11 protein-coding genes are annotated in these 13,404 nt (G+C 42.0%); 3 read left to right on the forward strand and 8 right to left on the reverse strand.

Going from position 1 to position 13,404, the window contains the following annotated elements; genetic code table 11:
• Positions 1 to 75 precede the first annotated feature (75 nt).
• The 3 genes from FN782_RS14800 to FN782_RS14810 all read right to left on the reverse strand — a co-directional run bounded on the left by FN782_RS14800 (position 76) and on the right by FN782_RS14810 (position 4,759).
• Positions 76 to 399: an NADPH-dependent FMN reductase gene (locus FN782_RS14800; RefSeq protein WP_142506578.1), complete on the reverse strand. Its 324-nt coding sequence runs from the start codon at positions 397 to 399 to the stop codon at positions 76 to 78.
• Between the two features lie 93 nt (positions 400 to 492).
• Positions 493 to 1,002: a hypothetical protein gene (locus FN782_RS14805; protein WP_142506579.1), complete on the reverse strand. Its 510-nt coding sequence runs from the start codon at positions 1,000 to 1,002 to the stop codon at positions 493 to 495.
• A gap of 979 nt (positions 1,003 to 1,981) precedes the next feature.
• Complete coding sequence (locus FN782_RS14810) at positions 1,982 to 4,759, reverse strand: DNRLRE domain-containing protein (protein WP_142506580.1); 2,778 nt, start codon at positions 4,757 to 4,759, stop codon at positions 1,982 to 1,984.
• A 138-nt stretch (positions 4,760 to 4,897) separates the two neighbouring features.
• On the opposite strand from FN782_RS14810, the gene FN782_RS14815 reads away from it, so the two are divergent.
• The gene (locus FN782_RS14815; protein WP_142506581.1) at positions 4,898 to 6,208 is read left to right on the forward strand and encodes a DUF3238 domain-containing protein; all 1,311 of its coding nucleotides are present in this window, start codon (positions 4,898 to 4,900) and stop codon (positions 6,206 to 6,208) included.
• A 1,289-nt stretch (positions 6,209 to 7,497) separates the two neighbouring features.
• Here the strand turns inward: FN782_RS14815 and FN782_RS14825 are convergent.
• Positions 7,498 to 7,863, reverse strand: coding sequence for a hypothetical protein (locus FN782_RS14825; RefSeq protein ID WP_142506583.1), 366 nt, complete (start codon positions 7,861 to 7,863; stop codon positions 7,498 to 7,500).
• Positions 7,864 to 8,551: 688 nt separating this feature from the next.
• The gene (locus tag FN782_RS16975) at positions 8,552 to 8,716 is read right to left on the reverse strand and encodes a hypothetical protein (RefSeq protein WP_185956348.1); all 165 of its coding nucleotides are present in this window, start codon (positions 8,714 to 8,716) and stop codon (positions 8,552 to 8,554) included.
• 124 nt (positions 8,717 to 8,840) lie between these two features.
• On the opposite strand from FN782_RS16975, the gene FN782_RS14830 reads away from it, so the two are divergent.
• A complete protein-coding gene (locus FN782_RS14830) occupies positions 8,841 to 9,056 on the forward strand; it encodes a helix-turn-helix transcriptional regulator (protein WP_142506611.1) in 216 nt (71 codons plus the stop codon).
• Between the two features lie 119 nt (positions 9,057 to 9,175).
• Here FN782_RS14830 and FN782_RS14835 read toward each other — a convergent pair whose 3' ends face one another.
• Positions 9,176 to 9,994 (reverse strand): abortive infection family protein, encoded by an 819-nt coding sequence (locus tag FN782_RS14835; protein WP_142506584.1) that lies wholly within the window; start codon positions 9,992 to 9,994, stop codon positions 9,176 to 9,178.
• 365 nt (positions 9,995 to 10,359) lie between these two features.
• Between FN782_RS14835 and FN782_RS17395 the strand changes: the two genes are divergently transcribed.
• Complete coding sequence (locus FN782_RS17395; RefSeq protein WP_342778409.1) at positions 10,360 to 10,569, forward strand: recombinase family protein; 210 nt, start codon at positions 10,360 to 10,362, stop codon at positions 10,567 to 10,569.
• A gap of 355 nt (positions 10,570 to 10,924) precedes the next feature.
• Here FN782_RS17395 and FN782_RS14845 read toward each other — a convergent pair whose 3' ends face one another.
• The gene (locus FN782_RS14845) at positions 10,925 to 12,121 is read right to left on the reverse strand and encodes a cytochrome P450 (RefSeq protein ID WP_142506586.1); all 1,197 of its coding nucleotides are present in this window, start codon (positions 12,119 to 12,121) and stop codon (positions 10,925 to 10,927) included.
• Positions 12,122 to 12,334: 213 nt separating this feature from the next.
• Positions 12,335 to 13,288, reverse strand: coding sequence for a class I SAM-dependent methyltransferase (locus FN782_RS14850; protein WP_142506587.1), 954 nt, complete (start codon positions 13,286 to 13,288; stop codon positions 12,335 to 12,337).
• Positions 13,289 to 13,404: the final 116 nt, after the last annotated feature.

The following is a 13,404-nucleotide window of genomic DNA, read 5'->3' on the forward strand; positions in this document are numbered from 1 at the left end:
ACCACAACTGGAACATGTTTTGCTTGAAGGATACCAACGATCAGCCATAACTACTCAATGTTGTACCACTTACATTTATACTCCAGTTGCCGTCTCACCCGAAGAGACGACCCAATCCAAAGCATTCTTCAAAACACCTGGAACTCCTCCCGCATATTCCGGTGTGCATAGCAAGATACCGTCAGCGCTTTTCAGCTGTGTCCGTAAATCTCTCACCACAGGAAAGTCCTCATGATCGTGCTCAGGATGAAAGTGGGGAAGGTTTTCCAATCCATCATAAATGCTAAATTTCATATTTTCAGGGGCAACACCTGAAACCGCATGCATCAAAGCCGTATTAAATGAGTTTTTACGAAGGCTCCCGGAAATCGATACGATATTGAAATGACTGATGCTCATTCCCTCCCTACAAAGAGCCTATATATCCCGATTTTTTTATAATAGTAATAGTGGTAAAAATCAAAAAAATAATTCATGAAGCCCGTTACAGTTTTATTGCTCTTTAATTTGCCACGATATATGTTCCTCTTGGAATTTCACTTCTACCCCCCTGCTTTCCAGTTTGGAAACAAGACGTTTCAGTCGGCCTGTCTTGCGATCCTGCTTTGCATGGTGTATTTTCTCAACCAGTTTTTCAATCTGTTTCACTTCATTCGGCGGTAATTTTCTTCGCTCATGGTCAACTTTCATCTGATTTTCAATATAACATTTTATCTTCTTCATTTTTTTATACTCTTTCATGGTAGAACACAGCATGGAGAAGCTTTCACGGCTTGCAAAGCGACTGTTTTTTTTTCGATGGTGAGAACCATCCAATGAAAAACGGATATATCCTTTGCTGAAAGGCCACCGTGGCTTATGCAATTCCAGATGATGAATCTCCTTCAATGCAATGGTGATATCCTGCAAATCCTGACGTTTTTTCTTGGATGATGGATGAATCATTTCAATGGCGTTTCGATGCACACGAATTTTACCGTAAGATATTTTCAGTTCATTCATTATACCCCTCCCAACCTGTAAAGTATCTCAAATCACTAAAAGGAGCAGTCATCATCCAATCCAGGTTAAGAACCAAGACGCCAACCAAACTCTTCCTACTACCCGACCCTAGGCATGCATTTGGGGTTTATTCTACCATACGATTCTCACAACATATAATAATGATTCTATTCCCTGTTTCACCCTATTTTATCTTATTTAAATGTTATTATACTTAAGCTGAAAATACATATCTGCAACATATAGGGTTAGTTAGCTACCGCAAAAAATATTACCAAGTAGTATCTTGCGGATGAAAACATTTTCTTCTATAACACACCCTTTTCAATGGGATCATCTATAAAAAAGCGCCTGCTCAAAACAGGCGCTAAAAAGTTTCCCCAATCTTTTTCTTTTTACTGATATTCCCTATTATCGGTAGCTGAAAATATTCTTGAAAACTTTTTCTCCATGTTTGATCCGGTGAGCTGTTTTTTCTTACAGAAATATGTCTTAGCGTACAACTTTCCCGTAATAGCCGGTGACCCTAATATACTCCCGAAAAGGATATAAGAAGTTAATCGTATGGGGTTAAAGGCAGATACGGATGCACTACATCACATTCCTTATACTTCCGATATCAATATATTGACTAAGATTACGCGGGAAGGTAAACTCATGAGTTAGATATTCGAAGTTTGCGGCTTCTGAATCCATTGTACACAAAGGAGCTTTCTTTTTTCCTAAACTTTGGCTAATCAACACATGTGTCAAGGTATAATTGCATTAAGCTATAAAAAACCGACCCGTTAGGCTAGTTCCTCGCTTTTCACCGGTTTAATGATTGATCTAGGTGCTAACGAATACACGCTTCCATCCTTCTTAAACCTTTTGCAACCATTCCGGCTTTTTGTTCATATCCTCCCTCTCCTTTTGTTGTCGTTATTTTACATAGTAACCAAACAGCCTCCCCTTCGGGAGGCTGTTTCTTTTAGGGTGTTCAAGGTTTAATGTATGAGTCTACCTCATCATCAATATCACTCGAAAGGGTATCATCTCCCCCGATGATATAGGCATAGTCTAACTCATCTTGGATGTTAAGTAAGTAATATTTCATCTCATCGGAAAGATATCGACTGTTGGTAACCAGCGTAACTGAATTTGTTAAAGATGTCAAAGTTCCGCTTGCTAACATCCCTTGGAAAGTCCAGCCGTGAGCTATGGTTACTGATGAAGGCTTTAGCTTCAAATCGTACAATACATTGGTAACTGCCTGGTACCGCGTGGTTCCCCGTTTGTCCTCCACTGGTCCGTAATTTTTAAGATCCTCCACCACTGAATTGGAAATGGCATTCTCTTTGCCCACGATGTAAATGGTTCCTATTTCATGTTTTTGCAAAAAATTTTTTGTACTTTCTGGAATTGAATCGTGTTTTACAAGTAGAATCGGGAAATTTAAGTTTGCTGCAGCAGAGACAACACTTAAACTATCCTCAAAATTTTCCCCCGAGGCGATAAAGACGCTTGGAACCTTATCTGGGCTTAGTTTTGAATAGATGCGGTCTCCAATCATTGGCGGTGTGTCATATCGCGTCGTCCCAGCAATCCGTTCGATGTTTTGGATACCCATCGCAGGCAATTCTTCCTTTTCGATGGTTGAAGAAACAGAACCCGTCCCTCCAATAATCACCACTTTATCAGGGTTCAAACGCTCAATTTCGGCTTTGGTCACCGAGGATAACGTTTCGGGATCCGTCAGCAAAAACGGGGCTTTCTCTAAACTTGCTAAAGGTACTGCACTCAATCCATGGACCCAAGCACGATTGCTCGTGAGATAAACCGTTTGAACCTTTTGGTTTGAAGACTGGGTTAATTCCTGACTGACGTTGACAGACATGGCTTCGGGGGTATTTCCTCCCAATCGTTTGACACCTGGAGAAATGGGATTAAATGAATCGACAACTTGATTATTTGAGTTAGATTCAGCATAAGCACTAATGGGATTTAACCCGATAGATAATGAGAATACATTTGAAAAATCACCCGAAACAGGGATGGTACTCCGATCTCCTTGTGTTAATTGGGCCTGATTCGCATCTGTTGTTCCTTTAAACGAAATAGAGGTTGTCCCCTTTGTTATACGAGGAGCATGTTGTTCTGGGTCTGTAATGATCAAGGTGGGCAAGTGTTGGTCGTTTTGTTCCAAACCGGGTAATCCGCTTAGATGGTAGGAGTAGTGAGTTTCATCTGAGTTAGCAGTTGACACACTAAAAATGTAAGTACCTTTGGGAACCTCATCGCCACTCACATAGGTTTGATCCGGATTGGATTTGTCGTAGAAGCTGTAATCGAAATGCTCGGAGCTATGTTCTTGGTTGATATCCAATGTTCCGGTTCCGGTCGTTTGAATCTGGTATCGATGGGTGCGGTTGGCATCAATTTCACCATGGTAATTCAAACCTTCTACTGTGTATTCAACAACGAGTTTAGGTTTTTTCGTTCCATTATCGCCTGCATAGTCACTGGAATAATAGGACTTACGGTTGTTCTGTTCATTTTCATGACGGATCGACAACCCGTAATTGGTTCTTTTCCCCGCATACCAATCTTGTACCAAGGCAGTAACATTAAAATCATACCATCCCGAATCGGTTACATTGCCTCGTGCAACCATATCCCCGACATTTGGTTGGTTTTTCCATGTGACCTTCTTAGAATCCCAGTCAGAGGTTACGGGGTAAATTCGTTCCGTTTCCGTACTAGTGGAAGAATTGGTTTGCCATAAACTCATCGTTGCCGATGAGATATTGATATCTTGCATCTCTTCTAATGCACTGAGATCAAACTTGATAAACGACCGACTGGTTCCATGGTCAGGATTATCACCGACGGTCAGATAAGTTGCCCATCCATAATTTGTACTTGGTTCTGCATCTCCGACAAATGCATCATATGCATCGTTAGTACCTTGAATCGTAATGGAGGGATCGATTCGAACAGGATATTTCCGTTTCTTATCTTTAAGCCAATCCGAATCTAGGTGTAAATCTAAGTAAGTATTCTTTCCGTCTTCTCGAATGTTAAAGGTCAAGTTATCCGAATACCTGAGATTGGCATCGATCATATATGGTCGCGGAATTGTAAAAATGGTTTGGCCTTCTTTGTTTTGAAAAACGACCGACCCATCATCTTTTATGATAGGTTGTACATGATTTGTTTTCATGCGCATCGTTAGTTTATTCTTCTCAGGATACGCATGGAGAATCCATTCCTCTTTGACACCCCGATAGTCAACGGAATACATCAAATCCGTATCTGGATATACCTTTGAATAATGAATTTGGTTATCCTTAACAACACTCTTTGAACTCTTCGCATCATCGGGCAGCGAAAAATTGACTATTGCTTGTTTGTATTTAAAACGCATTAATGGATCCGTATCGCTCTTAGAGGCAAAGCCTACTAAATAGTCATGATTCTTATTGCGATAAGGAAGATCTTTGTGTACGGCAGCGTGCTTTGGAACCGTCTGAATGGTATTATTGATTCGATCCCATTTTCCTTCTTTTTTTACATGTATTTGATTTGCGTAAAATTCAGTTTGATATTTATTATCTCCTGTTTTGTAAGTCTTTGAATGGGAAGTACGTTTGGATATAATCTCGGACACGCCTCGTTGTGTGTTTTTCCCTTCCAGACTATGTGTAAAGGGATTGAACAAAAAAGAAAGCAATCCAATCATGACAACCACTGCCCAATAAGTTTTCCACTGATTCATTAATTTACCACCATCCTTCCTGTAATAGATTGAACCACAAATATTCTTAAATACAACACTTTTTTTATAATTTTCAAAAATGTATAATAAACAATATCAGTCCATCCAATATTTTGTCATAGGAGGTTTTTGTGGAATATGATATGGAAAAAATTTTTGTTTTTGTTTTTTTTCAGTCTCTTTTTGGGTAGCTGGTTTTATTGGGGAAAGCCCCTATCTGCCAAAGAGGAAGAAAATTCAAATCTTCATGGGAAGCTTCGTGTTCAATATGAGGCATCAAGAGATACCATTGATGTTATCTGGAATAAAACAGGTGAGAAATATCAAGTTTATTTGGATCAAAAGAAAGTTTGGTCTGGGTCAAAACAAGAGAAAACATTTACTGATCTCGAAGAAGGCCCTCATCAGATTAAAGTGATTGCATTTAATGACGGTAAGGTGACCGATATCAGCAAAATCAAAGTCTCAACGGTTCCTTCGGTTGTTAGAAAAAGAAATGAAAAAAACCCAGTTGCCCATATCTCTGTCGATTCTGTTGTTTTAAAGAATCAAATTCGATTAAGTTGGTCACATCCAATTCCGGATGACAATCAACAGTATGAGGTTTATCGAAATGAAGAAAAGATTGGCGAGGCTACCCAACAATATTTTGTCGATACCAATATCAAACCCAACCAGGAATACAACTATGAAATTATCGGGAAGAAAAAAATCGACCGTGAGACACAGAAAAAGAATCAAGAGCAAATGGCTCAAGTTGAAAAGAAATACAAAATTAAGCTGAAACCAGAGGATAAAGAAGCCATGAATTACCGTACCTATACAGTCGGGACCACCGTGAACAGCTTGTCCACAGATATTGAGACCAAAACACAAGCGACTGAATATCGACCTGGTTACATCGTACGATATATGACCTTTATACCAACCGCATATGCAGATAATCCTTTGGCAGGTACTGGCGTTGCTAAGTTTGGTGGAGATAATCGCGGTTTTAGTTGGAGCAGTAACAAGTATCGGACTCGAAGTGATATCTATGCGATTTTCTACGACTCAGGTCACACCTCTTTTTACGATGCTCCTGATGTGGGTCGAACCACTTATTATGATAGTAAAGGATTTTTAGGGGGGTCTGATTGGGCGAGCGTAGATGGCATCTATCCACATAATATTACGAAAACATCTTCTTATGTTTCTTATAGTATGGAACATAGTGTAGGCAATCCATTTGATCCTGGATATCCAAATATTGATTACGAATATAATGCTACAATATATAAAAGTGGGAGTTTATCGATTGACGGTAATCATGATCAAGCACCTAACCATGAAATATATATTATGACATATCCAGGTGACACCATCTCCACTGTTCATCGTCATTCTATTGTAAGTTTTCTTCATCTGTTCCCACCGCTTCCTAATTGTTATTTTAATTACACACTTTAAATTATGTAATAAGATCTCCTTGCAATTCTTGTTTTGAATGGATGAACAGATGGAGATTTTTCTTTATTACTTCCATTTTCGTCTACAGAATTTCATTGGGGATCTAAAAAAGGATAGCGATTCCCCACCCCTCCCCGATGCAAAGGATACAAAATTGAAACAAGGCTTCGAACTGGTCATTCTACGGTGAGCATGATCGGTTTTGGATTTCTTCACTGATTTCTCCTTTGTTTCGGTCGACAAACACGTGTCATATCCTTTTACGAGGAGCGGACGTTTCTAAGAGGTATGCAATTTTGTCCAGACATTCGCCGACATTAGGGTACCGATTCGGTAACACCAAGATTTGCACATCCTTTAGTTGCCGATTGAAATCATCGGCATCGTTCCTTGATGTCAAAACTGGATCATCCAATCGGTACCCAGTAATAGCCTTTGAAGCCGGGGACGCTTGGTTCTTTTACCATCACGTACACCAGGGGGTAGCTCCTCATGAAAGTCTTTCTGATCCCATGCGCCATTCAGTGCTCTGGCTTCATATTGGGCGACCAGTGGCAAAGGGATTCGCCGGATTCTGAACGATAGAGATTCTATCAAGTCCACGTGTGCGCGTTACTGATGGAAAATGCCACCGATGGAGAAATAACATAAGACCCAGGTGGTTCAATCGCCATAGATACGGATTGGTTTTCACCTGATCCGGTTGCGCGATCACCGGTCCTTGTTGATCAACCAGACACTTCAGCCAGTTCATCTTTAGCTCTAACTCACTGGAGTAGGTGCGAACGAAGCCATCGGTATCGAACCATTGCGATGGCTGCTTTTCCCGTCTCTGGGTTGTAGGAATTGGTGAGAAAACATCGGCAGAAGGTGTTTAGAAACCGGATTTGACGGGGTCTATGGGCGGTGGGTCCCATCTCGATCCCCGTCGGAGCTCCTTTTGATCAAAAACTTCCAGCTTGATTTTATGGCTGTTTTTATCGAAGGAATCGATGATTCTGCACCCGGTTTTATTGCCCCCCCCCCCCCGTCTTTTGTTTGACCATTATCCCATCCTGGTATAGCCGGTACGCCTTCCTATTCGAGGACGGATTCCACCGTGCATCTGACTTCTGCGATGGCGAAAGCCATTTCATTTGCTGCTTCATAGGTCTCGCCAGCCAACTCTTTATAAACGGAATAGATAGAATTATCTTCCATATATTATTCGTAACAGGTTATCGATATTTATCCCGAAACAGAAAAAACTCCTGGATTTATGAGGGACTTCACACCTAAATATATGCTGATTATTTAGATCGCTCATACCATTTGAAACCTTCATCGGTCGACCAGAAGACAAAGGCGACAATTCCTCCAATTATAACAAAATATAAACTATGAAAAAGTACCAGCGAGAACAGGACACCACCAAAGGTATGGATTAGCATTGCCCATAACCAACGCAGGGGTTTTCCTCTCGTCACATAATCGGATAACAGAGATACCGGAATCCCAAAGAGCAAAATAATCGGCCCACCAATCATGACATACATCAAAGCCAACCCTGCAGGGCCTCCATATAGTTCCCAAGACTGACCGTCAATAGAGTACATTAAGTACGGAACCAGGAAGAGAGACCCCATGGTGATTAGGAAGGTCCAAAACTTTTTCATCATTTCACCCCTTCACTGTGCCCCACCTTCTTGTTCGACTAACTGTAAATCATCCAAATTTATTTAGAGCAATCATACCATTTAAACCTTCATCGATCAGCCAGAAGACAAAGCGACAGATCCCCCTAATTTAAAATCCAAAAACAGGTACGACATGAACAAACCGTCATAAATAACATGAATGAGCATCGAGTTTTCCTGACGTGACGAAATCGGATAGTAGAGAGACTGGAATCTCTAAGAGCAATATGATTGGTCCGTGATCGTATACAAATAAACAAACCGGTGGTGATCAGGAAGATCCAAAACTTATTCTTGAGTTCCTTACGATTCATGTGCCCATCCCAATATAGTTCGGTATACTGTGTTAAAATAGGATTGGCTGTGAAATGGGAAGAGACTAAGTTGCCGTAATATTCACGAAAGGAGGCTTAATACAAGATTAACGTAGATGAAGAGGTTTTGCACGGGTTGTTTCAAAAAGACGAAGGATTGCCCGTTTGGTCTATCCAACGGCCAGAAGTTGCTTCAGGATTACCAGGGGTAGAACCAGCAACCTACGGTGGGTCTCAAAGTGTTTACATAAAATTTGGATATTGATACAATTGCTCGGATCAAAAAAGTTCCTTTCTGGGTTAGCTCGCAATGCTAAAAAAGACGATTCTGTTTTAGTTTTTTTACTTGTGCGTTACCGGTCTTCCGACTGCCATCGGAGGGCCCTTTCTTTTGCTTTTTCAAATTCCTCTTCAGTCATATTACGAAAAGTTTGAAAATCACCACCAATAAATCGAACTCTGTCTAGTTTTCGAGACATAGCATTCGGCAATTGGGAATCATGCGCCTGAAACTTCATTAAAAATCACCTCCTTTAAATTTCATCAACCTTATAGGTTTATAATAAACCTTAAAGGTTGATTTTTATACCATCAAGAATTATAATAGATGCCAATCAAACAAAAAGAGAGGAAAAGCGTATCATGATTAGAGCACGCATCGCTTCTGTAATTGCACGAAAAAGAGAAGAAGGGATAAAGATCACTCAGGCTGAGATTGCCGAAAAAATGGGAGTATCACCACAACAGATGTCGGCTTGGGTAACTGGAAAAAAAGTTCCCCGCCTAGAAACTGCTTTCGAGTTAGCCCATATAATTGGTTGCAAAGTAGATGAGCTATATGAGCGAATCCCTAATTGAAGAGAGTGACTATTGAAGATAAAAAAACACCCTGTCAGCGCCAACCAGTGGCTTGCTGAGAGAGGTGTTTTTTGGGGAAGTACACAAACCCTTAACATTCATTTTTCTATTTACAGGAACTATGGATTGCTTTCCTGTTTTTTTCTTCTCTGATAAGTTTCAAGTAAAAAAATACATAATGCCACACTTATACTTACTGTAAATTTCGCATGTCTGGTACTCGGTCTACCATAAGTAATTCCCTTTCCATGTGAATCACCATAAGTATTTCGGATAGAATTAAACCCTGTAACAATAGCAGAAATGTTACCAAGAATATTCTTGAAAACTTCTTCTCCATGTTGATCCGGTGAAAAGTTGAGCTCTTTTGAAACTTTTTTGTATAAATTACCTTTTTCTTTGTATTTTATCCCTAAATCATCCAAAATATATTTGAATGTACTTTCAACCATGCTTCTAGCTGCTGTAATAGAATCCTCTGGATCAAGAAAAAGTTGATTCGTTGCTCTTTTTAATTCTTTGTTTATTGTTGGTATCCCGAAATGTTTCAATTCTTGTATATCATTTGTTATGAAATTATCTTCACTCTCAAATTTTTCATTTGACCAATTAAAACCGTCTCGTTTCATCAGCTTTTTGAACTGTTCTATATTAGTCTTGTAATCTTCAATTAACATTGTAGAAATGTTACTCTCAGTTGTTAGTAAAAATACTTCCATAACCTTTAATAGTTTAGAAATATCCTCCCAATCAGATAAATCCAGGTTTGCAACATAAGAATCAGCTGTTTTCCTTCTTTGTCCATCATAATCTGAACTATGATTTCTCTTTTTAGATATACCCTCATCTTCAAAAAGACGTTCTATTTTTGCCACTGTACTCCAAGAACTCAAAAGATCATAAAAATATGTGATGGTTCTTTGGCTAATAATACCCATGTTCTCCTCCAAGTATAATAAAATCAGAAAACCGGACTCATGCCCAATTTTCCGATTTTATTATATCACTCTAGTTAATTGATCAGCATCCAAATGGAGTTCAGGAGAAAAACCTATGATCTACACAACTTGGGAACTTTTCAACGGAGGTCCCGATGGCGAAATCCTCATATAGAAAACGGGACATCCATGACTGTTTTTGGGTACTAGGGGATGATTGGGAATAGGTCGCTGTACACGCTATCCAAATGAGATACAATAAGGGTAGCGATTTCTCAAGGGGAACATTGTCTCATTTTAGTGTCTCATAAATAGCACAGGAGAGATAAATAAATGATAGTGAGGGTATATTCGTTGTCTCGACCATTGAACAGAATCCGGATCGACAGATTGACTCGCTGAAGACTGCCGGAACGGAAACCGTCTATCTGGACAAAATGAGCGGAAGCCCCCGGCATCGTCCTCAACCGAAACAGGTGCTGGAGGATTTGCATCCAGAAGATGAAGTGCTGATCCATGAACGTTACTGCTGCACATCCACCTATCCCCGCCATTATTATTTAGCCAGTTGGTGAACTCCTGTGTAATGCGAGTATAGGTTTTGATCGTGCCTAGACTGCTCCCCTTGCCTGAAGATCCCGGATAAACCCTTCGATGACTTTTGCGTCACTTTTTTCACCCATTAACTCCCTCCCTCCGCCGGTTGTTGTGATATAAATAAAAAAGCCCTCTGTCAAAGGACTTGAGACTGCTGACCTTTGCCAGCAGTCTCATCCACCGTGAAGATGGGTTTCATTTTTTTAGACCGAAACCACGATCCTCTGCTTGATTATAAAAAAGCTATTCATTCATCTACCCCGGCTAAACTGGAATTGGAGTGCTTTTCTTGTCCACAAATGGTTCGTTCTTTCTCCATCCCATGCAGAACCCTTAGATCCGTTGGAAGGTGAGTGGGAATTCTTTGATGCCGTATAACGGGGGGGAAGGGATGATCTGTAGATGGGCCGATTCTGCCATGCGCAGATCTGTGATTCGGCTGAAGAGTTCTGCAAAAGCCAATTCCGCTTCCAGACAGGCAAGTGAGGCTCCCAGGCAGTAGTGAATGCCTTTGCTGAAGGACAGGTGGGGATTGGGGGAACGATCCAACTGAAACGCATCCGGATCGGAAAATTGACGGGGATCGCGGTTGGCACTTGCGATCCAGACGGAGACCACTTCGCCTTCGCGAATCCACTGTCCGCGCAATTCGGTGTCCTGTTTTGCAATGCGCACGGTTCCTAGGACAGAGGGGTAAAAGCGTACAGCTTCCGTGACAAAGCTGGGAATGGAAGAAGGTTGTTCCTGAATGACAGGTTGCAGTTCCGGATATTGGGTTAAGGCGCGGACACCGTTGGTGATCAGATTGGCGGTGGTTTCATTGCCGGCGACTAGCAACAGGATGCAAAAGTCGACAATCTCTTTGTCGGTCAATTTCTCGCCGTCAATCTCCGCCTGCAATAGCTTGGTGATCAGGTCGTCCTGTGGACGGTGTCTGCGTTTTTCCATGGCATCCAAGAAGAACTGTGTCAGTTCCTGGGTTACCTGAATATGTTCCGCCACAACGGCCTGGAGTTCCTCTTCCGAGGAGCCGGTCGCTCCTTTGGTAATGCGCTCTGACCATTCACGAAACTGACGGTGGTCCTCCGGCGGCACACCCAGCAGTTTGGCAATCATCAGAATGGTGAGTGGAGACGCAAAATCCTGCAATACATTCATCTGTCCCTGTTCAATCACCCGGTCCAACAACTCTGCAGCAATGCGCTGAATGGTGTCCGCCTGATTTTGAACCATTTTTGGCGTAAACGCTTGACTGACCAAATTACGAATGTGGCGATGGCGCGGTGGGTCCATGAACAGAATATTCTCCGCTTCTACCAAGCGCTTATGTTTGGCTGAGAACAGATTGTGATTTTTTAGGATCATTTCCACGTCTTCATATAGAAACACGTCCCAACACTTGCGCAGATCATCATAACGAACCGGAGTGTTTTCACGCAATTGATTAAAAACCGGAAAAGGATACAACCGTTTGGCGGATGTATCCAATTCCCGCATAAAATACGCACCTGCTAATGACTGCTGTTCCATGCTGATCCGACTCCTCTCATGTCATGTGTGATCTTTGTGTTTTGCCATGCCCCATTGCCATCCTGACAAAGCCATCCGAATGCTTCACATAGAATCGTTAAAGCCCGCTTTTTTATGCCCGATATCGGAATCTCCATTCTTACACGTTTCCCTCATAAAAAATCCCCTTCCGGCTGTTCACCTGAAGGGGATACATATGTTTTTCACCATTGTCTATCGTTTCCGGACCACCTGCGCCACATACCAGCGTGAGGGATGCATGTCCTCTTCCTGCATATTGGATTCAAGGGATGGTTGGTCCAGTTCCCTGTAACACACGGTATACGTGTCACTATTCTCTTCCAAGAGGGGTTCAATAAACGGCAAACCGGGTGCATAGATAAAGCTTCCACCCACTTGAAGCGAACGCAGGATTTCCATGTATTTCTGTGCATACGTGGTATAATCCCCATCTTTGCGGAGATGGTGATGCCAGAAGTGGTTGGAGAAAGCCATATTGGAGATCACCGTCCCCCATTTGTCCGGCGCAAAGTAAAAGTCAAGCCAATTGGCGACATAAATGAATGGATTGTCTCCCGGTTCCATGCGTTCCAAGCCATATGCCTCAAGGCCCCGCTCCCGCAAGGCCTGAACCAATCGCGCCTGGGTTCCACTGCCGAGATCCAGCACTGGCTCCTGGAGTTGATCCATCTCAATCCCCAGCAACTCGAATTGAAAGGGGGCTTCATACTCCTCACAGGGAACCCTGTGCACCACCAGTTGATCGTTCTTTAACATTTGCAGGTGTGAGCCATTGGTTTCCAACAAAAAACGACCCACTTTCAGCCCATGTTGCCTAAAGATCCGGGCAAGCCCTTCCGGGGTCTGCTCCTTCTGGTCGTAAAATGCTGCCAATTGCTGAAGCAGGGACAGAAAAAGCCGTTCCAGACAGCGAATCTCATGCTGGCGAAAATTGATATACTGGTTGACGATCATCAAGTGCTGGAGGATCGCCTGGGCCAGTTCATTGGCCAGCTCCTGCCGGTTTTGCATTGCATTCAGTTCTGCCTTGATGGCGGTCTGTTCCGCCATCAAGGCATCCATGACGTCTGGTGTGGGGGTAAGAGAAATCCCCTCTCCTGATGGGAGGATCAAGCGAATGATCTGTTTTTTCAGTATCGATCGCATGGCTCATTCCTTTCTCCCTGAATCCTTCCTGTCACACAGCCTCTGGCTTGGATATCTCATATTGGTACAATTATACAGCCGGGGGCATCCGGGTGCAATTGCCTTCGGGCATAAAA

The sequence above is a fragment of the Melghirimyces algeriensis genome, from assembly GCF_900182565.1.
Classification (GTDB): domain Bacteria; phylum Bacillota; class Bacilli; order Thermoactinomycetales; family DSM-45169; genus Melghirimyces; species Melghirimyces algeriensis.